Origin of the sequence: Pseudomonas sp. LS1212, from assembly GCF_024741815.1 — a bacterium.
GTDB lineage: Bacteria > Pseudomonadota > Gammaproteobacteria > Pseudomonadales > Pseudomonadaceae > Aquipseudomonas.
Genome location: NZ_CP102951.1, coordinates 606458 through 630272, shown reverse-complemented (window position 1 = coordinate 630272; position 23815 = coordinate 606458). Strand labels below are relative to the sequence as shown.

At 62.9% G+C, this 23815-nt stretch carries 21 protein-coding genes; 17 read left to right on the top strand and 4 right to left on the bottom strand.

Annotated features, from left to right (window positions below):
• The first annotated feature begins 38 nt into the window (after positions 1-38).
• The 12 genes from NVV94_RS02845 (at position 39) to NVV94_RS02790 (ending at position 15037) form a co-directional block, all read left to right on the top strand.
• Positions 39-1823 carry a protein-disulfide reductase DsbD gene (locus tag NVV94_RS02845; RefSeq protein ID WP_258445748.1) on the top strand — a complete coding sequence of 595 codons (1785 nt, stop codon included), beginning with the start codon at positions 39-41 and terminating at the stop codon, positions 1821-1823.
• A 175-nt stretch (positions 1824-1998) separates the two neighbouring features.
• Entirely contained in the window at positions 1999-2451 is a 453-nt protein-coding gene (aroQ, locus tag NVV94_RS02840; protein ID WP_258445747.1) for a type II 3-dehydroquinate dehydratase, read from the top strand.
• 89 nt (positions 2452-2540) lie between these two features.
• A complete protein-coding gene (gene accB, locus NVV94_RS02835; RefSeq protein WP_258445746.1) occupies positions 2541-2999 on the top strand; it encodes an acetyl-CoA carboxylase biotin carboxyl carrier protein in 459 nt (152 codons plus the stop codon).
• Positions 3000-3016: 17 nt separating this feature from the next.
• Positions 3017-4372, top strand: a complete 1356-nt coding sequence (accC, locus tag NVV94_RS02830) for an acetyl-CoA carboxylase biotin carboxylase subunit (protein ID WP_258445745.1) — start codon at positions 3017-3019, stop codon at positions 4370-4372.
• A 278-nt stretch (positions 4373-4650) separates the two neighbouring features.
• Positions 4651-5529, top strand: a complete 879-nt coding sequence (gene prmA, locus NVV94_RS02825; RefSeq protein WP_258445744.1) for a 50S ribosomal protein L11 methyltransferase — start codon at positions 4651-4653, stop codon at positions 5527-5529.
• A 40-nt stretch (positions 5530-5569) separates the two neighbouring features.
• Positions 5570-6850: a DUF3426 domain-containing protein gene (locus NVV94_RS02820; RefSeq protein WP_258445743.1), complete on the top strand. Its 1281-nt coding sequence runs from the start codon at positions 5570-5572 to the stop codon at positions 6848-6850.
• A gap of 154 nt (positions 6851-7004) precedes the next feature.
• Positions 7005-8018, top strand: coding sequence for a tRNA dihydrouridine synthase DusB (dusB, locus tag NVV94_RS02815; RefSeq protein ID WP_258445742.1), 1014 nt, complete (start codon positions 7005-7007; stop codon positions 8016-8018).
• On the top strand, positions 8015-8335 hold the full coding sequence (gene fis, locus NVV94_RS02810) for a DNA-binding transcriptional regulator Fis (RefSeq protein WP_258445741.1): 321 nt from the start codon (positions 8015-8017) through the stop codon (positions 8333-8335). The genes dusB and fis overlap by 4 nt, the downstream gene beginning before the upstream one ends.
• Positions 8336-8419: 84 nt before the next feature.
• A complete protein-coding gene (gene purH / locus NVV94_RS02805; protein WP_258445740.1) occupies positions 8420-10027 on the top strand; it encodes a bifunctional phosphoribosylaminoimidazolecarboxamide formyltransferase/IMP cyclohydrolase in 1608 nt (535 codons plus the stop codon).
• A 155-nt stretch (positions 10028-10182) separates the two neighbouring features.
• Positions 10183-11478: a phosphoribosylamine--glycine ligase gene (purD, locus tag NVV94_RS02800; RefSeq protein WP_258445739.1), complete on the top strand. Its 1296-nt coding sequence runs from the start codon at positions 10183-10185 to the stop codon at positions 11476-11478.
• Between the two features lie 103 nt (positions 11479-11581).
• Positions 11582-14356 (top strand): hybrid sensor histidine kinase/response regulator, encoded by a 2775-nt coding sequence (locus NVV94_RS02795; RefSeq protein ID WP_258445738.1) that lies wholly within the window; start codon positions 11582-11584, stop codon positions 14354-14356.
• A gap of 84 nt (positions 14357-14440) precedes the next feature.
• Positions 14441-15037 carry a MarC family protein gene (locus NVV94_RS02790; protein WP_258445737.1) on the top strand — a complete coding sequence of 199 codons (597 nt, stop codon included), beginning with the start codon at positions 14441-14443 and terminating at the stop codon, positions 15035-15037.
• A gap of 133 nt (positions 15038-15170) precedes the next feature.
• Here NVV94_RS02790 and cobJ read toward each other — a convergent pair whose 3' ends face one another.
• The 4 genes from cobJ to cobG are packed head-to-tail and all read right to left on the bottom strand — an operon-like array spanning position 15171 to position 19558.
• The gene (gene cobJ, locus NVV94_RS02785) at positions 15171-16871 is read right to left on the bottom strand and encodes a precorrin-3B C(17)-methyltransferase (RefSeq protein WP_258445736.1); all 1701 of its coding nucleotides are present in this window, start codon (positions 16869-16871) and stop codon (positions 15171-15173) included.
• Positions 16868-17599 (bottom strand): precorrin-2 C(20)-methyltransferase, encoded by a 732-nt coding sequence (locus NVV94_RS02780; protein WP_258445735.1) that lies wholly within the window; start codon positions 17597-17599, stop codon positions 16868-16870. The genes cobJ and NVV94_RS02780 overlap by 4 nt, the downstream gene beginning before the upstream one ends.
• Positions 17599-18225 (bottom strand): precorrin-8X methylmutase, encoded by a 627-nt coding sequence (locus tag NVV94_RS02775; RefSeq protein WP_258445734.1) that lies wholly within the window; start codon positions 18223-18225, stop codon positions 17599-17601. The genes NVV94_RS02780 and NVV94_RS02775 overlap by 1 nt, the downstream gene beginning before the upstream one ends.
• Positions 18218-19558, bottom strand: coding sequence for a precorrin-3B synthase (gene cobG / locus NVV94_RS02770; RefSeq protein ID WP_309304278.1), 1341 nt, complete (start codon positions 19556-19558; stop codon positions 18218-18220). The genes NVV94_RS02775 and cobG overlap by 8 nt, the downstream gene beginning before the upstream one ends.
• A gap of 117 nt (positions 19559-19675) precedes the next feature.
• On the opposite strand from cobG, the gene cbiE reads away from it, so the two are divergent.
• From cbiE to NVV94_RS02745, 5 genes are all read left to right on the top strand, one after another.
• A complete protein-coding gene (gene cbiE, locus NVV94_RS02765) occupies positions 19676-20887 on the top strand; it encodes a precorrin-6y C5,15-methyltransferase (decarboxylating) subunit CbiE (protein ID WP_258445732.1) in 1212 nt (403 codons plus the stop codon).
• The gene (locus tag NVV94_RS02760) at positions 20880-21977 is read left to right on the top strand and encodes a cobalt-precorrin-5B (C(1))-methyltransferase (protein ID WP_258445731.1); all 1098 of its coding nucleotides are present in this window, start codon (positions 20880-20882) and stop codon (positions 21975-21977) included. Before cbiE ends, NVV94_RS02760 begins: the two co-directional genes overlap by 8 nt.
• The gene (locus NVV94_RS02755) at positions 21974-22702 is read left to right on the top strand and encodes a cobalt-precorrin-6A reductase (protein WP_258445730.1); all 729 of its coding nucleotides are present in this window, start codon (positions 21974-21976) and stop codon (positions 22700-22702) included. The genes NVV94_RS02760 and NVV94_RS02755 overlap by 4 nt, the downstream gene beginning before the upstream one ends.
• 204 nt (positions 22703-22906) lie before the next feature.
• Positions 22907-23290, top strand: coding sequence for a DUF2946 domain-containing protein (locus tag NVV94_RS02750; protein WP_258445729.1), 384 nt, complete (start codon positions 22907-22909; stop codon positions 23288-23290).
• A 45-nt stretch (positions 23291-23335) separates the two neighbouring features.
• Positions 23336-23815, top strand: a complete 480-nt coding sequence (locus NVV94_RS02745) for a copper chaperone PCu(A)C (protein ID WP_258445728.1) — start codon at positions 23336-23338, stop codon at positions 23813-23815.

The following is a 23815-nucleotide window of genomic DNA, read 5'->3' as shown; positions in this document are numbered from 1 at the left end:
CCGCTATCATGGGCTCACTTCTGTTTCGCGAGATTGCCATGCGCCGCCTGCTTTGCCTCCTGTTTCTGGTCCTGGCCCTGCCTGCCTTCGGCGCCGGCCTGCTTGACAGCCGCCCCAGCGCGACGCTTGGTGGCGCGCCGCTCAACAACAGCGACGATTTCCTGCCGGTGCGCGAGGCCTTCAAGCTCAGCCTGGTGCAAAGCGATGCTCAGACGATCAAGTTGCGCTTCGTCGCCAGCGAGGGCTACTACCTCTACCGGCACCGCTTCCAGTTCCACACCGAGCCTGCCGACATCGCCCTGGGCACTGCGCAACTGCCAACGGGCGAACAGAAGCGTGACGAATTCTTCGGCGACGTCGAGGTCTACCGCGGCATTCTCGACGTCGACCTGCCCCGCACCGCCAACGACCAGCGCCCCTTCACCCTGGCCGTGACCTATCAGGGCTGCGCCGACAAAGGGCTGTGCTACCCACCGGAAACCGAGCGCCTGATCATCGAGGGCAAAGGTGCCTTCACTATCGCTGCCGCACCTGCCACCCAGGGCTGGACCTGGAAAGAGCTGGCGCTGTTCTTCCTCGCCGGGCTCGGCCTTACGTTCACCCCTTGCGTGCTGCCGATGCTGCCGATCCTTTCCGGCGTGGTGCTTCGCGGGCAAGTCGGCGGTCTGCGCGGGCTCAGCCTGTCGCTGGCGTATGTGTTGCCCATGGCGGCGTGCTTTGCCCTGCTGGGGGCGCTGATGGGGCTGTTCGGTGCCGAACTGAACCTGCAGGCACGCCTGCAATCGGCCTGGGTACTGGTGCCATTCTCTCTGTTCTTCGTGATTTTCGCCCTGGCCATGTTCGGCCTCTTCGAATTGAAACTGCCACATGCCATCAGCTCGCGCCTGGAATGGGTCGCGGGGCACACTCGCGGTGGCTCGCTGCTGGGCGCCGCGGTATTGGGCGTGGTTTCCAGCCTGCTGGTTTCACCCTGCGTCTCGGCACCACTGGCCGGTGCCCTGCTCTATATCAGTGCCAGCGGCGATGCTGCGGGGGGCGCGCTCAAGCTGTTCACGCTGGGCCTGGGCATGGGCGCCCCGCTGTTACTGGTCGCCACCGGCGGCGCATCCTGGCTGCCCAAGAGCGGCCCTTGGCTGGTAACCGTCAAAAATGCCATTGGCGTGCTGCTGCTGGGCCTGGCGATCGGCTTGCTCAGCCGTGTGCTGCCCGGCCAGGTCACGCTGCTGCTGGTGGGCCTGCTCGCTGCCGGCGTCGGGATTTTCCTCGGTGCGCTGGAGTTCACCGTCAAACCTGCAAAACAACGCCTGGGGCAACTTGTGGGGCTGTTCCTGTTGTTCTACGCCCTGGCGAGCTGGTACGGCGCCTTCAGCGGGCAGACCGACCCGTTCAAGCCGCTCGGCCGTGCGCCGATTGCACAGGTCGGCGAAGGCGCAACGGCCATCGCCCGTACCGACTGGCAAACCATCAGCACCCCGGCAGCCCTGGATAAGGTACTGGCCGAAGCCAAAAGCGCCGGGCAACCCGTGTTGCTGGACTGGTATGCCGACTGGTGCATCAGCTGCAAAGTCATCGAACATGAAGTACTGACCGCACCCAACGTGCTCGCCGGGCTCAAGGGGTTTCGACTGGTGCGCTTCGACATGACCCAAAGCAACGCCGAACAGCGCGCCCTGCTCGATCGCTACAAGCTGTTCGGCCCACCCGCGCTCTTGTTTTTTTCGGCGAACGGAAGCGAAATTACGTCCTCCAGAGTGATTGGCGAGATAAATTCCGTCGATTTTGCCGAACATTTGACGAGCATTCGTCACAAACAGGGTCTATAACGTCTAAGGGCTGCCCGCTCAGGCGGCCTCTATGACCGGATTCAGCATATCAGTCATAAATTTCTCGCGAACATCGCTTATCGTGCTGCCTATTGCAGGCAACTGGACAGTGCACGGCGCTTTCCGGCATAGTCGCTGCGCATTGCACAGGCAAAGACTCGAGAAGGAACCGCAGATGGCAACCCTACTGGTATTGCATGGCCCCAACCTGAACCTGCTCGGCACCCGCGAGCCGGGCGTCTACGGTGCGGTAACACTGGCCCAGATCAACCAGGACCTGGAGCAGAGAGCCCGCGCCGGCGGTCACCATCTGCAGTATCTGCAAAGCAACGCCGAGTATGAATTGATCGACCGGATCCATGCCGCCCGCAGTGAAGGCGTGGACTTCATTCTCATCAATCCGGCAGCTTTTACGCACACCAGCGTCGCATTACGTGACGCGTTGCTGGCGGTGAGCATCCCATTCATCGAAGTGCATTTGTCCAACGTGCACAAACGCGAGCCATTTCGCCACCACTCCTACTTTTCGGATGTCGCGGTAGGCGTGATCTGCGGTCTCGGCGCCAGTGGTTATCGACTGGCCCTGGAAGCCGCCCTGGAGCAACTGGCAGCAACTGCAAAGCCCTGATTTCGAGAGCCTGGTCACAAGACGAGGCACACGAGAAAGTTTGAATACACAGCTTACGCCCCTGACCGACCCTTGGGAGTTGATGATTAATGGATATTCGTAAAGTTAAGAAATTGATCGAACTGCTGGAAGAATCCGGCATCGACGAGCTCGAGATCCGTGAAGGCGAAGAATCCGTACGGATCAGCCGCCACAGCAAGACTCCGGCCCAGCAGTACTACGCACCGGCCCCGGTTGCCGCAGCCCCTGTAGCTGCCGCCGCACCAGCACCGGTTGCTGCCGCTGCCGAAGCGCCTGCCGCACCGAAACTGAACGGCACCGTGGCCCGTTCGCCGATGGTCGGCACCTTCTACCGCAAGGCTTCGCCTAGCTCGCCAGCCTTCGTTGAAGTCGGCCAGAGCGTGAAGAAAGGCGACACCCTGTGCATCGTCGAAGCGATGAAAATGATGAACCACATCGAAGCCGAAACCAGCGGCGTGATCGAGTCCATCCTCGTCGAAGACGGCCAGCCGGTTGAGTACGACCAACCGATGTTCACCATCGTTTGAACCGCGGAGAGCCAACGATGTCTGCGAAGTTGGAAAAAGTTCTGATCGCCAACCGCGGTGAAATTGCCCTGCGGATTTTGCGTGCCTGTAAAGAGCTGGGCATCAAGACCGTCGCAGTTTACTCCAAGGCCGACAAGGAACTGATGCACCTGGGCCTGGCCGACGAATCGGTCTGCATCGGTCCGGCGCAAGCCGCTCAATCCTACCTGCACATTCCGTCGATCATCGCCGCCGCCGAAGTGACTGGTGCCACGGCGATCCACCCGGGTTATGGCTTCCTGGCGGAAAACGCCGACTTCGCCGAGCAGGTCGAGAAATCCGGCTTTGCCTTCATCGGCCCGAAAGCCGACACCATTCGCCTGATGGGCGACAAGGTATCGGCCAAGGCCGCGATGATCAAAGCGGGTGTTCCGACCGTTCCGGGCTCCGATGGCCCGCTGCCTGAAGACGAAGAAACCGCACTGGCGATCGGCCGTCAGGTCGGCTACCCGGTGATCATCAAGGCCGCTGGCGGCGGCGGTGGTCGCGGCATGCGCGTGGTGCACAAGGAAGAGGACCTGATCGCCTCGGCCAAGCTGACCCGCAGCGAAGCCGGTGCCGCGTTCGGCAACCCGATGGTCTACCTGGAAAAGTTCCTGACCAACCCACGTCACGTGGAAGTCCAGGTCCTTTCCGACGGCCAGGGCCACGCCATTCACCTGGGCGACCGTGACTGCTCCCTGCAGCGCCGTCACCAGAAGGTCCTGGAAGAAGCGCCAGCACCAGGCATCGACGAAAGAGCCCGTCAGGAAGTCTTCGACCGCTGCGTGCGCGCCTGCATCGAGATCGGCTACCGTGGCGCCGGCACCTTCGAGTTCCTCTACGAGAACGGCCACTTCTACTTCATCGAGATGAACACTCGCGTGCAGGTAGAACACCCGGTATCGGAAATGGTCACTGGCATCGACATCGTCAAGGAGATGCTCAGCATCGCCGCTGGCAACAAGCTGTCGTACACCCAGGAAGACGTGGTTATCCGCGGTCACGCCCTGGAATGCCGGATCAACGCCGAAGACCCGAAGAAGTTCATCCCGAGCCCCGGCACGGTCAAGCATTTCCACGCACCAGGCGGCAATGGCGTTCGCGTCGACTCGCACCTGTACAGTGGCTATGCCGTACCGCCGAACTATGACTCGTTGATCGGCAAGCTGATCACTTACGGCAAGGACCGTGACGAAGCCATGGCGCGCATGCGCAATGCGCTGGACGAAATCGTTGTCGACGGGATCAAGACCAATATCCCGCTGCACCGCGACCTGGTTCGTGACGAAGGCTTCTGCAAAGGTGGTGTCAACATTCACTATCTGGAACACAAACTGGCTAGCCAGGAGTAAGTTCGAGTTGCAGCAGCACAAAGCCCTCGGCCTCGGCCGGGGGCTTTTTTTGGCCTTGATATTTTGCGACCGCTTCGCACTCGAGCGCAGCCTGCGGCAGCGGCTACAGGGTCCGGCGTTGTAGCCGCTGCCGCAGGCTGCGCTCGAGCGCGAAGCGGTCGTGAACCTTTTTTGCCTTGCACATTCCACGGCAGCATTCGTGTTTAACCGCCCGGTCTTGTAAACTGATCGGCTTTCGCGGCTCATCCCCGCCCTGTAATTATTCAAAGGTGCCCGCCATGCCTTGGCTGCAAGTACGTCTGGCCATCAGCCCGGAACAAGCCGAAACCTACGAAGACGCCTTCCTGGAAGTCGGCGCTGTTTCGGTAACCTTCATGGATGCCGAAGACCAGCCGATTTTCGAACCTGAACTGAACACCACGCCACTGTGGTCGCATACCCATTTGCTGGCCCTGTTCGAAGGCGGCACCGAAGCCGCCAGCGTCCTGGCCCACCTGGAATTGCTGACCGGCAGCCCGCTGCCGGAACATCACAGCGAAGTGATTGAAGACCAGGATTGGGAACGCAGCTGGATGGACAACTTCCAGCCCATGCGCTTCGGCCAGCGCCTGTGGATCGTGCCAAGCTGGCACGCCGCCCCCGAACCTGATGCCGTCAACCTGCTGCTCGACCCGGGCCTGGCATTCGGCACCGGCACCCACCCGACCACCGCCCTGTGCCTGGAATGGCTCGATGGCCAGGACCTGAAGGGTTGCGACGTACTGGATTTCGGCTGCGGCTCGGGCATCCTGGCCATTGCCGCCCTGCTGCTGGGCGCCAAACAAGCCGTAGGCACCGATATCGACGTCCAGGCCCTGGAGGCCTCCCGCGACAACGCAGGGCGCAACCACATCGCCGAAGAACGCTTCCCTCTGTACCTTCCGGAGCAACTGCCGCAGGTGCAGGCCGACGTGCTGGTCGCCAACATTCTGGCAGGCCCGCTGGTCTCACTAGCGCCGCAATTGTCGAGCCTGGTCAAGCCAGGCGGTCGCCTGGCACTTTCGGGCATCCTGGCCGAGCAAGGCGACGAAGTCGCTGCCGCTTATGCCAAGGACTTCGAGCTGGACCCGATCGCCAATCGCGACGGTTGGGTACGCATCAGTGGTCGTCGTCGCTGAGAGCGCCTAGAATGGTCGTCTGCACAACCCGGATTGCCGCATGACCGACAGTTTCGTCACCCAGTGTCCTCATTGCCAGACCAGCTTCCGCGTCAGCCACAACCAATTGAGTGTGGCGCGCGGGGTGGTGCGCTGTGGCGCCTGCCTGCGAGTGTTCAATGCTGCGCGGCAGTTGCTCGAGCAAAGTGCGACCGATCAAGCCCAACCGCCTGCACCGTTGCCGCCGCCCGCCGCTGACCAGGCACCTGAACAGCAGCCTCCCGTCGGCCAGCGTGAATGGTCTGCTGCCGACCTCGATCTGGACGAGCTCGACCTGGATGGCGAACTGGCCAAGCTGGAACAACGCGAAATCCAGCCGACCATGGTGTTTACCCATGCGCAGGTACCGCGTGAAGACTCGCTGAGTGCGCAGCGCGACACCCCCGATACCGAGGAAACCTGGCCCGACAGCCTGTTCAGCGAGCCGGCCAGCGAACGCGAAGCGCCGGATATGCTGGTCGCCGATGCGGCGCCGCCGATCATCGAGCAAGCCCCACAGGACCTCGAACCGGTTCACCACGAGCGCACCGAGCCGTCGATCTCGCTCGACACCCTCGATCTGGATGAAGCCCCGCAGGCCGCACCGCTGCACCCGGACGCCCCTCCCAGCCGGCATGAGTCCCGCGAGCACTTCTCGGCGCTCGATAGCCACGACGATCTCGATCAGGACGAGCACCACGAACCCGAGCCCGTCAGGTCGCGTGAAAAACACTCGCGCAACGAACCGGCGCTGCATGACGACGCCCTGAACGACCTGGTCGACGATCCGTTGCAACTGGACTGGCAGAAGCGCCGCAGCCCATGGGGGCGTCGACTGCTGTGGCTCCTGCTGATTCTGCTCGCCGCCGCCGCGCTGGCCGGTCAATACATCTGGTATCACTTCGACGAACTGGCGCGCCAGGATCAATACCGCCCCTGGTTCCAGCAACTGTGCCCGAAAATTGGCTGCACCGTACCGTCGAAGGTCGACATTGCGCTGATCAAGAGCAGCAATCTGGTGGTGCGCAGCCATCCCGAATTCAAAGGGGCCCTGATCGTCGATGCGATCATCTACAACCGGGCGACGTTCTCGCAACCTTTCCCGTTGCTGGAGCTGCGCTTTGCCGACCTTAACGGCCAGCTGATCGCCAGCCGTCGCTTCAAACCCGGCGAATACCTCAGTGGCGACCTGGTCGGCAAGGCCGAGATGCCACCGCAAACTCCCATCCACATCGCCCTGGACATCCTCGACCCGGGCCCGAAGGCTGTGAACTACAGCCTCAGCTTCCGTTCCCCGGAATAGCTGCCCCCCCGCACTACCGGACCAAACCGACTGGCATAAGCCCATAACTGTTCAGATTTTATCCAAATCGACCTTTATCCGGTCTTCGAGAGCGGGTATTATGCCAACCCTTTTTTCGAACTCTAATGATCCGGCCCCACAACAGGGAACACCTATGTCGGCGGTACGCATCGGCCCATACACACTGCAGAACGCTTTGATCCTTGCCCCCATGGCAGGGGTTACGGACCAGCCCTTTCGTCAGTTATGCCGACGGCTGGGCGCAGGGTTGGTGGTCTCGGAAATGGTCAGCAGCGACATGAGCCTGTGGAACAGCCGCAAATCGCGTCTGCGCATGATTCACGAAGGTGATCCCGAGCCGCGCTCGGTACAGATCGCCGGTGGCGATGCACAGATGCTCGCGGCAGCGGCCAGGGCTAATGTCGAGCTGGGTGCACAAATCATTGATATCAACATGGGTTGTCCAGCCAAAAAAGTCTGTAACAAGGCTGCCGGCTCTGCTTTATTGAAAGACGAAGACCTGGTGCGCGAAATCCTTCACGCCGTGGTTGCCGCTGTCGAGGTGCCCGTCACCTTGAAGATTCGTACCGGTTGGGACCGGTCGAACAAAAATGGCATCACGGTCGCGAAAATCGCCGAAGAAGCCGGGATTCAAGCACTTGCGGTCCACGGCAGGACCCGCGCCGACCTGTACACCGGCGAAGCCGAATACGACACCATCGCTGCCATCAAGCAGTCGGTGTCGATTCCGGTCTTCGCCAACGGCGATATCGACAGCGCAGAAAAAGCCCGGTACGTGCTGCAGGCGACCGGCGCCGATGGCTTGTTGATTGGCCGGGCTGCCCAGGGGCGGCCGTGGATCTTTCGCGAGATCGAGCATTACCTGCGGACCGGCGAGACACTGCCGACCCCGCAATTGAACGAAGTGGAACGCATTCTGCTGGAGCACCTGGCCGCGCTACACGCCTTTTATGGCGATGTCATGGGCGTACGTATCGCCCGCAAGCATGTCGGCTGGTATCTCGCTACCCTGCCGGGCGCCAGGGAGTTTCGCGCCCATTTCAATCGTTTGGAAGATACGGAAGCGCAATGCGCCAACGTTCGCAGTTTCTTCAGCGAGCGGTACAAGAGCCTGGTAACAGGGGACGGAGAAGGGGTGGCCGCATGACGATGATGACCGAGACTTTAGAGAGTGGAACAACACCCGTGAGCGACAACGTTAATTTGAAACAGCACCTCAACACGCCGAGCGAAGAAGGTCAGACGCTTCGCGGCAGTGTCGAGAAGGCGCTGCACAATTATTTCGCCCATCTGGAAGGCGCTGCCGTCACGGACGTGTACAACCTGGTGCTCTCCGAAGTCGAGGCTCCGTTGCTCGAAAGCGTGATGAACTACGTCAAGGGCAATCAGACCAAGGCCAGCGAGCTGCTTGGCCTGAACCGCGGCACCTTGCGCAAGAAACTCAAACAGTACGATCTGCTTTAAGCATGCATTCAAACCAGAAAAGGCGACGCCCATTGATTGAGGTCGCCTTTTTTGCTGACTCCTCTGCTTTTGATGGAAACTGAAATGACCGACCAGACTACCCGCCTGCCGATCCGCCGCGCCTTGATCAGCGTTTCCGACAAGACCGGGATCCTTGAATTCGCCCGTGAACTGGAAGCCCTCGGGGTCGAAATCCTGTCCACCGGCGGTACCTTCAAGCTGCTGCAGGACAATGGCGTCTCGGCAGTCGAAGTCGCCGACTACACCGGCTTTGCCGAAATGATGGACGGCCGGGTCAAGACCCTGCACCCGAAAATCCACGGCGGCATCCTCGGCCGTCGCGGCATCGACGACGCCATCATGAGCGAGCACGGGATCAAGCCGATCGACCTGGTCGCCGTCAACCTCTACCCCTTCGAAGCAACGATTTCCAAACCCGGCTGCGACCTGCCGACTGCCATCGAGAACATCGACATCGGCGGCCCGACCATGGTCCGCTCGGCGGCCAAGAACCACAAGGACGTCGCCATCGTTGTCAACGCCAGCGACTACGGCCAGGTGCTGGAAAGCCTCAAGGCCGGTGGCCTGACCTACGCTCAGCGCTTCGACCTGATGCTCAAGGCCTTCGAGCACACCGCTGCCTACGACGGCATGATCGCCAACTACATGGGCACCGTTGACCAGGCCGCCGAAACCCTGTCGACCTCCGGCCGCAGCGAATTCCCGCGCACCTTCAACAGCCAGTTCATCAAGGCCCAGGAAATGCGCTACGGCGAGAACCCGCACCAGAGCGCGGCGTTCTACGTGGAAGCCAAGCCTGCCGAAGTCGGCATCGCCACCGCAACCCAGTTGCAAGGCAAGGAACTGTCGTTCAACAACGTGGCCGACACCGACGCCGCGCTGGAATGCGTGAAGAGCTTCGTCAAGCCTGCCTGCGTCATCGTCAAGCACGCCAACCCGTGCGGCGTTGCCGTCAGCCCTGACGCCGAAGGCGGCATCCGCCAGGCTTACGAACTGGCCTACGCCACCGACACCGAGTCGGCATTCGGCGGCATCATCGCCTTCAACCGTGAGCTGGACGCCGAAACCGCCAAGGCCATCGTCGAGCGTCAGTTCGTCGAAGTGATCATCGCCCCAAGCGTGAGCATCGAGGCGCGTGCCGTGGTCGCCGCCAAAGCCAACGTGCGCCTGCTGGCCTGCGGCCAGTGGTCGGCTGACCGCGCTGCTGCCTGGGATTACAAGCGCGTCAATGGCGGCCTGCTGGTTCAGAGCCGCGATATCGGCATGATCGGTGCCGACGACCTGAAAGTGGTGACCAAGCGCGCACCGACCGAACAGGAAATCCATGACCTGATCTTCGCCTGGAAAGTGGCCAAGTTCGTCAAGTCCAACGCTATCGTCTACGCCAAGAACCGCCAGACCATCGGCGTTGGCGCCGGCCAGATGAGCCGCGTCAACTCGGCCCGCATCGCTGCGATCAAGGCCGAGCACGCCGGCCTGCAGGTACAAGGCGCGGTCATGGCTTCGGATGCGTTCTTCCCGTTCCGCGACGGCATCGACAACGCGGCCAAGGCCGGTATCACCGCGGTGATCCAGCCGGGTGGCTCGATGCGTGATGCGGAAGTCATCGCTGCTGCCGATGAAGCCGGTATCGCAATGGTGTTCACTGGAATGCGTCATTTCCGTCACTGATGGACCATGTAGCCGCTGCCGAAGGCTGCGCTCGACCGCAAAGCGGTCGCAGTTCAGTCGAACGCAGGAGCCCCTGACGGGCCTCAGCGCAGCCTACGGCAGCGGCTACAGAGTGACGCATCCCATCCCGAATTCGCTTCATCGAGGTTTTTGACATGAATGTTTTGATCATCGGCAGCGGTGGACGTGAACACGCCCTGGCCTGGAAAGTCGCACAGGACCCGCGCGTCGAGAAGGTCTTCGTCGCACCGGGCAACGCCGGCACCGCCATTGAAGCCAAGTGCGAGAACGTCGCCATCGACGTCCTGGCCCTGGAGCAGCTTGCCGATTTTGCCGAGAAGAATGTCACCCTGACCATCGTCGGCCCGGAAGTACCGCTGGTTGCCGGCGTCGTCGACCTGTTCCGCAGCCGTGGCCTGGACTGCTTCGGCCCGACCGCCGGTGCCGCTCAGCTGGAAGGCTCCAAGGCCTTCACCAAGGACTTCCTGGCACGCCACAAGATCCCGACCGCCGACTACCAGAACTTCACCGAGATCGAGCCTGCACTGGCCTATCTGCGTGAGAAAGGCGCGCCGATCGTGATCAAGGCCGACGGCCTGGCCGCCGGCAAGGGCGTGATCGTTGCCATGACCCTGGCCGAAGCCGAAGATGCCGTGCGCGACATGCTCGCCGGCAATGCCTTCGGTGACGCCGGCTCGCGCGTGGTGATCGAAGAGTTCCTCGATGGCGAAGAAGCCAGCTTCATCGTCATGGTCGATGGCAAGAACGTCCTGCCCATGGCCACCAGCCAGGACCACAAACGCGTCGGCGATGGCGATACCGGCCCGAACACCGGCGGCATGGGCGCTTACTCCCCGGCGCCAGTGGTGACTGCCGAGGTTCACCAGCGCGTCATGGACCAGGTGATCTGGCCGACCGTGCGCGGCATGGCCGACGAAGGAAACGTCTACACTGGCTTCTTGTATGCAGGCTTGATGATCGACAAGGCCGGTAATCCGAAGGTCATCGAGTTCAACTGCCGCTTCGGCGACCCTGAGACTCAACCGGTCATGCTGCGCCTGCAGTCGAGCCTTGTGTTGCTGGTCGAGGCTGCATTTGCCCAGGCCCTGGACAAGGTCGAAGCGCAATGGGACCCACGCCCGAGCCTGGGCGTCGTCCTGGCTGCCGGCGGCTACCCCGCCGATTACGCCAAGGGCGCCGTGATCAACGGCCTGGACGCTGCTGCCGCACTGGATGGCAAAGTGTTCCACGCCGGTACCGCGCTCAAGGATGGTAACGTGGTCGTCGCCGGTGGCCGGGTACTGTGCGCTACCGCATTGGGCGAAAGCGTCGGTGCCGCGCAACAGCAAGCCTACCAACTGGCAGGCAAGATCGACTGGGAAGGTAGTTTCTACCGCAAGGACATTGGCTATCGTGCCATTGCCCGCGAGCGTGGCGAGGATCTGGAGTAAGTCTCCAGGCAGCCGGCTGGCAAGCTGCCCGAGCGCTCTTGCCAGCCGCTTGGCTTGCTGCGCATATTTGTACACAGGCATTCACCTACGAAGGGATTCCGCCTTGCGCTGGCTCAGGATTGCCATAGGATTCACCGTCAGCCTGCTGACCCTGCTCTGCATGCTCCCGGCAATCGCCGAGCAAGGCAGTGGTTGGGCGGTATTGCTCGACGATCAGGCCACCCTGCAACTGAGCGACGTACGCTCGGATCGCTATCGCAACCAGTTCAGCCCCATCGAACTCCACCAGCTGGACGCCGCCGGGCCCCAGAGCGCGCTCTGGCTGCACTATCGCCTGCTACCGGGCCAGCAAGAACAATTGCTGCGCATCTTCGCCCCGGACCTGGCCAGGCTCGATCTCTACGTACTTGATGGCAATACCCTGCTCAAGCAGCAACGCAGTGGTTACGACCTCATCCATCACGATCTGTCCCTGCCCGGCAGTGATCACTTGTTGCCCCTGCCCATCAGCCAGAAGCCTCTGGACGTCTACCTGCGGTTGGTTTCGGAACACCAGCTGCGCCCCAGCATCACGCTGCAGCCAGCCGTCGAGGCCGCCGCCGACCAGAGTCAGCCATTGTTGTTCGGCCTGATGTTCGGCTGCCTGGGCATGCTGGTGCTGCATAACCTGACGCGCTTTGCCTTATCGCGCTCCAGCAGCAGCCTCTGGCTCAGTGTCTATCAGCTGTTGATGCTCGCCAGTGCCTTGATCCTGCTCCATTTGAGCGGCCCCTGGCTGACGCTCTGGCACCCGGCACAAACCCCGGCGGCCTATTTCGCCGTGTTGCTGGCGGCCCTGGCCGGCTTGATGTTCACCCTGCGATTCTTTACCCAGCCCGGGCATGTCTTGCTCAATCGGCTGTTGCTCAACGAAATGCTGCTGATCGGTATCTGTGGCTTGCTCCTGCTGTTCGTCGAAACCCTGCCGCTGAACCTCATGACCTATGCCCTGGTTGCACTCTGCAGCCTGAGCATGCTCTTGGTTGGCGCATTTCATTGGCACAAGGGTTACCCGCCCGCCCGCCTGTTCACGGTGGCGATGCTGATCTTCAACATCGGCTGCCTGGTGATCTTACCTGCCCTGCTGGGCCTGACCCGCACCCCGACCCAGTGGCTGCTGCTCATACTGCTGGCGTTTACCGGTGCCAGCGGCTGGCTGCTAAACCTTGCCGTCAGTGAACGGCTGCGCAGCATCGCCGAAGCCCGTTTCAGCGCCAGCCGCGCGCTGGCGGCCAGCACCGCCGAGGTCAATGCCAAAGCCGAGTTCCTGGCCAAGATCAGCCACGAAATCCGTACGCCGATGAATGGCGTGCTGGGCATGACCGAGCTGTTGCTGGGGACGCCGTTGTCGGTCAAGCAACGCGACTATGTGCAAACGATCCATAGTGCGGGCAACGAACTGCTCACGCTGATCAATGAAATCCTCGATATTTCCAAGCTCGAGTCCGGGCAGATCGAGCTCGACGATGTCCAGTTCGACCTCAATGCGCTGATCGAGGATTGCCTGAACATCTTCCGCGCCAAGGCCGAACAGCAGAATGTCGAGCTGATCAGTTTCACCCAGCCGCAGGTGCCGCGGGTCATCAGCGGAGACCCGACACGGCTGCGCCAGACCCTGCTGAACCTGCTCGACAACGCCCTGAAGAAAACCGATGAAGGCGAAATCCTGCTGGTGGTCGCCCTGGATCAGCGCGCCGACCGGCCACGCCTGCGCATCGCCGTCCAGGACAGCGGGCAACCCATGCCGGCCGCCGAGCGCGATGCCTTGATGCAGGCTGAATTGCACAGCAAGAACTTCCTCTCCAACAACAAACTGGGCGGACACCTGGGGCTGGTCATCGCCAAGCAACTGATCATGCTGATGCAGGGTGAGTTCGGCATAAAATCGAGCAACAACCAGGGCAGCACGCTCTGGCTGACCTTGCCCCTGGACCCTGATCGCCTGGAGCAAACCACCGCCGATCTCGATAGCCCGCTCAAGGGTGCACGGGTGCTGGTAGTCGATGACAACGATACCTGCCGCAAGGTGCTGGTCCAGCAATGCAGCGCCTGGGGCATGAATGTCAGTGCCGTTCCATCGGGCAAGGAGGCCCTGGCCTTGCTGCGCACCAAGGCGCACTTGCGCGACTATTTCGATGTGGTTTTGCTCGACCAGAACATGCCCGGCATGACCGGCATGCAACTGGCCGCCAAGATCAAGGAAGACCCGAGCCTGAACCACGACATCCTGCTGATCATGCTCACCGGCATCAGCAATGCGCCGAGCAAGATCATCGCCCGCAACGCCGGGGTCAAACGCATCCTGGCCAAGCCTGTGGCCGGCTATACCCTCAAGACCACGCTGGCCGACGAACTGACCCAGCGCAGCAAAGGCGCCCTGCCGTCAGCCCCGTACACCACGCCGGTAACTATGCCGATCGATGTACCCAGCGACTTTCGGATCCTCGTTGCCGAAGACAACAGTATCTCGACCAAGGTAATTCGCGGCATGCTCGGCAAGTTGAACCTGAAGCCCGATACCGCCAGCAACGGCGAAGAGGCATTGCTCGCCATGAAAGCCCGGCGCTACGACCTGGTGCTGATGGACTGCGAGATGCCAGTGCTCGACGGGTTTTCCGCGACCCAGCAACTGCGCGCCTGGGAAATCGGCAACCAGCGCCAGCGCACGCCTGTGGTTGCGCTCACCGCGCATATCCTCAACGAGCACAAGGAACGCGCACGCCAGGCCGGCATGGATGGCCACATGGCCAAGCCCATCGAGCTGTCGCAACTGCGCGAACTGATCGAGCATTGGGTTGCCAGACGCGAGCAAGGCCCCAGCCAGGCGAAAACCTACTGATACAGACTTTTGCCCCATGGCACGAAGCCAATCGCAATCGCCTGATAGACTCTCCCCTGCCTATCTCATCCGCGAGCCCAGACCATGCTCCACGTGTTGTTCAGTGTTTACTTGAAGATGCTCGTGCTTTACAGCCCATTCTTCGTCCTGTCCTGCTTCATCAGCCTTACACGTGGTTACTCGAGCAAGGAACGCAAGCGCCTGGCCTGGAACGTAGCCCTCGGCGTGCTGATTGCCAGCGTACTGCTCTACTTGTTCGGGCGGGCGATTTTCGGCGTGTTCGGAATCACCGCCGATGCCTTCCGGATTGGTGCCGGCAGCGTACTGTTCATTTCGGCCCTGGCGATGGCCCAGGGCAAGTCAGCGGTGCAGACCGACAACGTGCAGCAGGATGTGACCATCGTCCCGCTGACCATTCCGCTCACCGTGGGCCCCGGCACTATCGGTGCATTGTTGGTGATGGGCGTCAGCCAGCCCCACTGGGATGACAAGGTCATCGCCATCCTTGGCATCGCCCTGGCCAGCGTCACGGTCGGTGTGGTGCTGTTCCTGTCTCACCGGATCGAACGCATCCTTGGCGAACAGGGCCTGCAGATCGTCAGCCGGTTGATGGGGTTGTTCGTCTGCGCACTGGCGGCGCAGATCATCTTTACCGGTATCAAGGGTTATATGGCGCCCTGACACCAATCGCTGGCATGCCCCCCTGTGGGAGCTGGCTTGCCAGCGATGCAGGCACCGCGGATTATCTGAAGCACCGCGGTGAAGCCATCGCAGGCAAGCCTGCTCCCACAGAGTAATGTGTGAGCACAAGCGCTCAGGGCTTCTGGCCATACCAACGCGGTGTATAAACCCACTCCCCACCCTCGGCACGCGGGAACACACAGGTCGTCGACGAACCGATCAACACCATCGTGCGCATGTCCACCTGGTCGGGCGTCAATGCCCCAAGGGTCACGACCCGCAGCGTCTGCCCCGGCCGGCCGATATCGCGGCCCAGCACGACTGGCGTGTCCGGTGTCCGATGCCGGCCGACGATTTCCAGCGCCCTTCCCAGCTGCCAGGGGCGAGCGCGGGAGATCGGGTTGTAGAACGCCAACGCCAGATCGGCCTGGGCCGCCAGATCCAGACGTTTTTCGATAATGTCCCAAGGCTTGAGATTGTCGGAAAGCGACAATACGCAGAAGTCATGCCCCAGCGGCGCTCCGGCCTGGGCCGCCGTCGCCAGCGACGCGGAAATACCGGGAAGGATCTGCAGATCGACCCGATGCCAGGCCGGGTCGCTGGATTCGTGCAGGGCTTCGAGCACGGCCGCGGCCATTGCGAATACGCCAGGGTCTCCCGAGGAAACGACGATCACCGAACGACCTTGCGCCGCCAGTTCGAAGGCATGCCGGGCGCGCTGCATTTCCTCGCGATTGTCGGTGCAGTGCAGGACCTGATCAGCACGAAAGGGACCGGCCATGCGCACGTAGGTCTCGTACCCCAGCACATCGGTCGCCCGCGCCAGCTCGGCCTTGACCGCCGGGGCCATCAAGTCATCGCTGCCCGGCCCCAGGCCGATTACCGCAAGGCGGCCACGCGCCATGCCGATGTGCTGCGGATCGATGGGTTGCTTGGCGACGGCAATGGCCAAATCGGGTGTCACACTGATCGGCGGCAACAGTTGTGGCACCGCCTGTTCTGCCATTTGCCCGATGCTGCCAGCGTTTTCGACAAAGCGCAGTGGCACACCCAGCTGCCGCGCGGCCTCATGCAACGCCGCATTGGCCATGTCGGCATCGGCCGCCAACAGGCAGGCCAGCGACGGCAAGGCGATCTTCGCCGCCTGCAGCGCCTGGCGCACGGCTTCGGCCAACGCCGGTTGCCGGGCGCTGACCGCTACCACCACGCAGCGTGGGTAGATCAATAGCTCGTTGGCGGCTGGCTCACGCTCGACGCAGCCGACATGAATCGCCAGAGCTGCGTGAGCGTCCTGCGGCAAATGCGCCTTCTCGAGCCAGGGCGCATCGCCTTCGATTCTCACGTGCTCGCCACTCAGCAGATCGGAGACAAAGCGTTTGCCCAACTCCAGGTCGGCCAGTGCATAGCCACTCGGCGGGTTGAGCAGGCAGGTGCCAAAACGCAGTTCGCCGCTGGTGGTGATCGCTGCGGCCACGCCAAGCCCGGCAGCGATTTCCCGGGCCATCACATTGACCCCGCCCAGCCCCCCGAGCAGTGGTACCACGGCACTGCCATCCTCGGCCACGGCCAGGACCGGCGGCTCGGCGCCCTTCTCCAGCAGCACGCCGGCCAGGCTGCGAATGACGATGCCGGCTGCGCACAAGGCAATGATCGGCGTGTCCTGTTGATAGAGCTGGCGCAGGGTCGCGCCGAACTCGTGGTAGGCACGATCGGCCTCGGTCACGCGCTCGGCCAGGCCGTGGATCAAGGCGTCGGGATACAGCTGTTGAATCCTGCGCGCGGTGGCCAGGCTGCCGTTGCCAAGGATGACAATGGCTGGTGCGTGTCGAGTCAACCCTGCCACCTTTCACCGGGAACGATGATCAATGAAAAATACGGCGAGGACTGCGGATCCACCTCATCGAGCGGCACGATCTTCTGGTTGGTCATGGTCGCCCGCTCGACATACAAGGCCCGCTCGGCCAGCCCCACTTCAGCCAGCACCTGGCGCACCTTGGGAAAGTTGCGGCCCAACTTCATGATCACCGCCGCGTCGGCATCGGCCAGGCGCCGCTTTAGCTCTTCATGGGGCAGCACGCCGGACAACACCGACAGGCTCTGGTTGCGGTACACCAGCGGCGCACCGAGCACCGAAGCGCCACCGAGCATGGAGCAGACGCCCGGAATCACTTCGGCCTGGTAACGCTCGGCCAGGCGATCGTGCAGGTACATGTAGGAGCCATAGAAGAACGGATCCCCCTCGCAGATCACCGCCACATCGCGCCCGGCATCCAGGTGCGCGGCCACTTCCAGGCTCGCGGCGTCGTAGAAATCGCTGATGACCTGCTCATAGGAGAGCGGTGCCGGCAGCGCTTCGGTGGTCACCGGATACACCAGTGGCATCAGCGTTTGTGCGTCCTGCAAGTGCGCTTCGATGATGCCGAAGGCATTGCCCTTCTTGCCCTTGGCAACGAAATACGCGACTACCGGCGACTCGCGCAGCAGGCGCAAGGCCTTGACGGTGATCAATTCCGGGTCGCCGGGGCCTACGCCCAGGCCAAGCAAACGTCCGCGCGGCTGCATTATTCGACCTCCGTGGCCAGGGCATTGACGGCGGCGGCGGCCATGGCGCTGCCACCACGTCGCCCCTGCATGATGACAAAGGGCACGCCACGGCTATCGGCCGCGAGCATCGCCTTGGATTCCGCCGCACCGACAAAGCCAACCGGGAAGCCGAGAATCAGGGCCGGTTTCGGTGCACCGGCATCAATCATTTCCAGCAGATAGAACAGCGCGGTCGGGGCGTTGCCGATCACCACCACACTGCCTTCCAGGTGCGGCCGCCACAACTCCAGGGCCACCGCCGAGCGGGTGTTGCCCAGTTCACGGGCAAGCTCCGGCACGTTGTCGTCCTTGAGGGTGCAGATCACCGGATTGTTGGCCGGCAACCGTGCGCGGGTAATGCCTTCGGCAACCATCCGCGCATCGCACAGGATCGGCGCACCGGCCGCCAGCGCATCGCGCCCGGCCTTGCCGGCACCTGGCGAGAAACGCAGGTCTTCGATCACCTCGACCATGCCGCAGGCGTGGATCACTCGCACCGCGAGCTTTTCCAGGTCCGCTGGAATCTGGTCGAGCCGGGCCTCCGCACGAATGATGGCGAAGGAATTGCGATAGATCTCCTGACCATCGCGGATGTAATCAATCATCGAGGTTGCTCCGTGAGCAGGCATCGAGCAATGCGCCTGCTGCTTCTAGTGTGAGGTTGCGCGCCCGCAGGGCACCGAAGCCCGGTTGCCCGGGGGCGCGCAGAAACAAGTCATAACGGCCAGGCGCCACGGCCAGCAGCGTCGCCGCTGCCACATGGGCCATGGCGCAGGAACGCGAGCAGCCGCTCAAATGTACGCTGGCGGCCGGGCCTGGCTCTTGAAGAAGTTTGGCCAGTCGCAGCGCATCGGCCTTGGTATCGGCCAGCCCTTTACCGCAGCCGGCAGAGCCGGTGCAGGCCACCATGCGCGCCAGGGGCTGGCCCGGCTCGCAAAGCAAGCCAAGTTCGCGAAGTCGGGTGCGGACAGCAGCCGCTCGTTCAATTGCAATATTGGGCAGCAACAGGCTCTGCCAGGGCGTCAGGCGCAGGCTGTCATCGCCCATACTCGTCGCAAGCCGTGCGACACCGCGCAGCATGCCTGGGTCCAACCGCCCCAACGGCGGCGCTGCGCCGATGGCGACCAATGCCTCGTCGTTCTGTGGATAAGTCCCCAGGTGCAGGTCAGCTGGCGCTGGCTTGCGACGCCATTGCAAGACGACTGGATCGCGGCGTACTGGAATCGTAAGTTGCTGCACGAACGCCTCGACACCAACGTCTGCCAACAGCTGGCGCATGCGTACCTGATCAGGCCGGGCCAGATCGAGAAACCGATCGAGCACCGCCAACACCAGCGCATGCCCCTGCTCCAGCGGTACAGCGCCCACTGGCGCGGCGTCCGCCGGGCAACCCGCGAGCCCGAACGCCAGCCAGACGTTGCCTTCGAGCATCAGCGCCGACAGCCACAGATCATGAGGATGTTCGAGCATGGCCATGCCCTCGCCGCCATCGAGCTGCACGGCGAACTTGGCCGACAGCTGATGAAAGCGCACGGTCGACTCCAGCGAGTGAAGTATCTGCGCGGCCAAGGGGCGAGTGTCGAACAGCATCTGCCGATCAAGACCGGCAATCGGGCTGAGCATCAGGTTACGCACATCATCGCCCGCCGCCTGGGACGGCCCCAGGGCCGCCGCCAACAGCATCTCGATCAGCGGCGCCTGCTGCTCGCCGATACCCCGGATCTGCAAGTTGCCCCGGTTGGTCGCCTCGATCACGCCGCCGGCGTAGCGCTCGGCTGCCGCTGCCACCGCCTCGGCCTGGGCGGCGCTGAGCGCGCCACCGGCCAGCTTGATCCGCGAAATACCGCCATCCAATGCCGGGACGATACGCAGCAACCCCGGGCAAGCCGAGGGGCGCAGGGCATCAGAGGTGGTTCGGGCCGACGAAGGCTCGTTCAAAAGGTCACCCGGCAAGTGGGAAAAGGCACTTCAGTGTAGAAGGCGCGGTATTATGCCTGCTTTGTCCGAAGGCATGAAAAGCCTGCCTGTCGGATTGGCGCACAATGAGGAAAAGGCATGTCGCCCTGGCTGACGGTAGTGGGAATCGGTGAAGACGGCTTCAGTGGCCTGGGCAAGAGCGCCCGGCGTGCATTGCTGGGCGCTTCACGGGTGTTCGGCGGCCAGCGCCAGCTGGACTTGTTGCCACACTGCATCCGCGCCGAACGCCATCTCTGGCCAAGCCCTTTCTCGTTGAACCCGGTACTGGCGCTGCGCGGCGAACCGGTCTGCGTGCTGGCCAGCGGTGACCCGATGCTGTTCGGCGTGGGCGCCAGCCTGGCGCGGCAGGTGGCGCCCGAGGAGTTGAATATTCTCTCGGCACCGTCCTCCTATTCCCTGGCCGCTGCCCGCCTCGGCTGGCCGTTGCAGGAGGTCGTCACCCTTTCGGTGATGGCCCGTCCCGTCGCCGCGCTGGCCGCGCACCTTTACAGCGGCGTGCGTCTGCTGGTGTTGAGCAACGATGGCGCCAGCCCGGCGGCAATCGCGACGCTGTTGCGCGAACGTGGCTTCGGCCCCAGCCGGATCACCGTGCTGGAACATCTGGGCGGCAGTGCCGAACGGCGTGTTCAAGCGCTGGCTGATGATTGGCAAGCCGCCGACATCGCCACCCTGAACCTGGTCGCCATCGAATGCCTGGCAGCAAAGGATGCCCCACGCTTGTCACCGCTGGCCGGCTTGCCGGATTCGGCCTTCGAGCACGACGGCCAGTTGACCAAGCGCGACGTACGCGCCATCACCCTCGCCCGCCTCGCACCCCAGCCAGGTGAACTGCTCTGGGATGTCGGCGCCGGCAGCGGCTCAATCGGCATCGAGTGGATGCGCGCCCACCCCAGCTGCCGCGCCCTGGCGATCGAGGCTGATGCCGGGCGCCAGCAGTTTATCGAACACAACCGCGATGCCCTCGGCGTGCCGGGCCTGCTACTGATCCGTGGCCGTGCGCCGCAGGCGTTGGCGGGGCTCGAGCGTCCCGATGCGATCTTCATCGGCGGCGGGGTAACCCGTGAAGGTATTTTGCAAACCTGCTGGGAGCAACTGCGCCCCGGCGGTCGCCTGGTGGCCAATGCGGTCACCCTGCAAAGCGAAGCGACCCTGGTCGATTGGCGCGAGCGGCACGGCGGCGAACTGACCCGCATCCACATCGCCCAGGCCCAGCCACTGGGCGAATTCGACACCTGGCGCCAGGCCCTGCCGATTACCCTGCTCGAAGCAATCAAGCCCTGTGATGCGTGACGAAACAGGCGAACAACCGGTCCCCCTGCGCAGCGGCCTGACCACCGGCAGCTGCGCCACTGCCACCAGCCTGGCAGCGGCTCGACTACTGTTGACCGGCCAGCACGACGATGCCGTGCAGATCACCCTGCCCAAAGGCAAGCAGGTGCAGATGCGCCTGGAATTCTGCCGCCTGACCGGCGCTGGCGCCGAGGCCGGGACCTTGAAAGATGCCGGCGATGACCCGGACGTGACCCACGGCGCACTGCTCTATAGCCAGGTGCGCTTGTGCGCCGAGCCAGGCGTGCGCTTTATCGCAGGTGTTGGCGTCGGCACCGTGACCCGCCCCGGGCTGGTGCTGGGCGTGGGCGAGCCCGCGATCAACCCCGTGCCGCGCAAGATGATGAGCGAACACCTGCAGCAACTGGCCGCCGAATGTGCTTATGCGGGCGGCTTCGAGGTGACGGTGAACGTCGAGAACGGCGAAAGCCTGGCCCTGAAAACCATGAACCCGCGCTTGGGCATTCTCGGCGGGCTGTCGATTCTGGGCACCAGCGGCATCGTGCGGCCGTTCTCCTGCTCGGCCTACATCGCCTCGATCCACCAGGGTATCGACGTCGCCAAGACCAACGGCTACCTGCACATCGCCGCGTGCACCGGTAACGCCAGCGAAGACACCATGCGCCGGGTCTACGACCTGCCGGAAATCGCCCTGATCGAAATGGGCGACTTTGTCGGTGCCGTGCTCAAGCACTTGCGTAAAGTCCCGGTGGAAAAACTCAGCCTGTGCGGTGGCTTCGGCAAAATCAGCAAACTCGCCGCCGGGCACATGGACCTGCATAGCCGCCACTCCAGCATCGACCTGCCGCAACTGGCCGACTGGGCCGCCGCCATCGGCGCCGATAGCGAGTTGCAAACCGCCATCCGCCAGGCCAACACCAGCCAGCAGGCTTTGGCCCTGGCCAGTGCCGCCGGTGTCGCACTGGGTGATGCGGTGTGCCAACACGCCCTGGACTTCGCCCGCAGCGTGGTGCCGGCGCAGGTGCAGGTGGAAGTCTTCGCCATCGATCGCCAGGGCGGCATCGTCGGCCACGCGGGAGCCTTTACATGAAACGCATTCTACTGCTCGGCGGCGTGACCGAAGCCCTGGCCATCGCCCGCACCCTGGGGCCGGAGCATATCTACAGCCTGGCCGGCATCGGCCGGGTGCCGACCGACCTCCGCTGCCAGGTCCGCGTCGGCGGCTACGGCGGTGCAGAAGGTTTGGCCGCGTTCATTCGCGCCGAAGGCATCAGCCTGTTGATTGATGCCACCCATCCCTATGCCGCGCAAATCAGTCATAACGCAGCCAACGCTGCGCGGCTGACGGCTATTCCCTGTTGGGCCCTGAGGCGTCCGGCCTGGGAGCCGCAGCCGGGGGATGACTGGCGTGAAGTGGCGGATTGGGCGGAGTTGATTCGGGCGCTGGCACCGTTCAAGCGGCCGTTGTTTACGTTGGGGCGGGAGCCGTTGCAGCATTTGGATGAGATACCGGCGGATCAGTTCTGGACGCTGCGCGCACTCGACTCGGTTCCTGGCAATGAGCGCTGCGAGGTGATTGGGGCGCGTGGGCCTTTCCGACTGGAGGATGAGCGCGAACTGTTCGAGCGTCGCCAGGTCGATGTGTTGATCAGCAAGAACAGTGGCAGCAGTGCTACCGAACCAAAGCTGGAAGTTGCGCGGGAACGTGGGGTGCCAGTGTTGATTCTGCAGCGGCCAGCCTTGCCGCTGGTAGATCAGGATTTTTTTGCGGTGGATGAGCTGGCCTCATCGCTGGCAAGCCAGCTCCTACAGTGATTAATGCCAGACCAACAGTGTGTTAACGCTCATACCCTCTGTAGGAGCGGGCTTGCCCGCGATGAAGCCCTGCCAGACAACACAAAAATCACCTTCAAAAAACAATCCACTGCGTCACCCCACCACAGCCCCGCATTTTTACTTATCCAGTCTATTCTGGCTAAATAGCCACCATTCACAGCCCCCCCCAACCCGGACCTGCCCATGCCCCGACACCGGCTCGCCTATGCCTGGATCGCCTGCTTCGCAGTGCTGTTCAACATGCTGGCCATGCCCTTGTCCGGCGCTTCGCCGCAGGCCGAGCAATTGTTGTGGGGCTCGTTCTGCTCAGGCTCAGGCACCCGTCTGGTTGCCCTCTCGCTGGGCCAGGCCGAACAGAACGCCCCGCAAAACAACGATCACTCGACCATGCAGCACTGCTGGTGCTGTTCCGGTTCCACGCCGTTGGTGGCCTTGCCCGGGCACGCGGCCCGACTGATTCTGGCGTACCACGACGTAACCGTGGATGCGCCCACTGCATCGGCCATCACCCCCACGCCGCGCCAGCAATGGCCCAGCCTCAACCCGCGTGCCTCGCCTCTGGCCTGATTCACCCCACACATTGCTGTGCCCTGAATCGACTGGAGAACCACCATGCTCAAGAAAGCACTTGTCCTGGCCGCCCTGCTGCTGCCCGCCTTCTTTGCCAATGCCCACGAATACAGCGTCGGCGACCTGCAGATCGCCCACCCGTGGTCGCAGGAACTGCCGCCGAACGCACCCAACGTTGCGGCCTACTTCGTGATCCATAACAACGGCAAGAGCGCCGACCGTCTGCTCAGCGTCGACAGCCCCATCGCCGGCAAGGCCGAGCTGCATGAACATGTGAAAAACGGCGACCTGCTGAAGATGCAGCAGGTCCAGAGCGTGGAAATCCCTGCCGGCGCCGACGCCACCTTCGCGCCCATGGCCCATCACGTGATGCTCATGGAGCTCAAGGACCGCAGCTTGCTGCAGGACGGCAAGCGCTTCGCGCTGACACTGCATTTCGAGAAAGCCGGCAACGTGACCGTCGAGATTGCCGTGCAGAAAACAGCCCCGCCTGAAAGCAGGGTACAAGCCCACGCGCATTAA

What these genes read in the sequence shown, in the direction of transcription:
- NVV94_RS02845 (WP_258445748.1), top strand. Translation starts at nt 39, where the DNA reads ATGCGCCGCCTGCTTTGCCTCCTGTTTCTGGTCCTGGCCCTGCCTGCC.
- aroQ (WP_258445747.1), top strand. Translation starts at nt 1,999, where the DNA reads ATGGCAACCCTACTGGTATTGCATGGCCCCAACCTGAACCTGCTCGGC.
- accB (WP_258445746.1), top strand. Translation starts at nt 2,541, where the DNA reads ATGGATATTCGTAAAGTTAAGAAATTGATCGAACTGCTGGAAGAATCC.
- accC (WP_258445745.1), top strand. Translation starts at nt 3,017, where the DNA reads ATGTCTGCGAAGTTGGAAAAAGTTCTGATCGCCAACCGCGGTGAAATT.
- prmA (WP_258445744.1), top strand. Translation starts at nt 4,651, where the DNA reads ATGCCTTGGCTGCAAGTACGTCTGGCCATCAGCCCGGAACAAGCCGAA.
- NVV94_RS02820 (WP_258445743.1), top strand. Translation starts at nt 5,570, where the DNA reads ATGACCGACAGTTTCGTCACCCAGTGTCCTCATTGCCAGACCAGCTTC.
- dusB (WP_258445742.1), top strand. Translation starts at nt 7,005, where the DNA reads ATGTCGGCGGTACGCATCGGCCCATACACACTGCAGAACGCTTTGATC.
- fis (WP_258445741.1), top strand. Translation starts at nt 8,015, where the DNA reads ATGACGATGATGACCGAGACTTTAGAGAGTGGAACAACACCCGTGAGC.
- purH (WP_258445740.1), top strand. Translation starts at nt 8,420, where the DNA reads ATGACCGACCAGACTACCCGCCTGCCGATCCGCCGCGCCTTGATCAGC.
- purD (WP_258445739.1), top strand. Translation starts at nt 10,183, where the DNA reads ATGAATGTTTTGATCATCGGCAGCGGTGGACGTGAACACGCCCTGGCC.
- NVV94_RS02790 (WP_258445737.1), top strand. Translation starts at nt 14,441, where the DNA reads ATGCTCCACGTGTTGTTCAGTGTTTACTTGAAGATGCTCGTGCTTTAC.
- NVV94_RS02780 (WP_258445735.1), bottom strand. Translation starts at nt 17,599, where the DNA reads ATGCAGCCGCGCGGACGTTTGCTTGGCCTGGGCGTAGGCCCCGGCGAC.
- NVV94_RS02775 (WP_258445734.1), bottom strand. Translation starts at nt 18,225, where the DNA reads ATGATTGATTACATCCGCGATGGTCAGGAGATCTATCGCAATTCCTTC.
- cbiE (WP_258445732.1), top strand. Translation starts at nt 19,676, where the DNA reads ATGTCGCCCTGGCTGACGGTAGTGGGAATCGGTGAAGACGGCTTCAGT.
- NVV94_RS02760 (WP_258445731.1), top strand. Translation starts at nt 20,880, where the DNA reads ATGCGTGACGAAACAGGCGAACAACCGGTCCCCCTGCGCAGCGGCCTG.
- NVV94_RS02755 (WP_258445730.1), top strand. Translation starts at nt 21,974, where the DNA reads ATGAAACGCATTCTACTGCTCGGCGGCGTGACCGAAGCCCTGGCCATC.
- NVV94_RS02750 (WP_258445729.1), top strand. Translation starts at nt 22,907, where the DNA reads ATGCCCCGACACCGGCTCGCCTATGCCTGGATCGCCTGCTTCGCAGTG.
- NVV94_RS02745 (WP_258445728.1), top strand. Translation starts at nt 23,336, where the DNA reads ATGCTCAAGAAAGCACTTGTCCTGGCCGCCCTGCTGCTGCCCGCCTTC.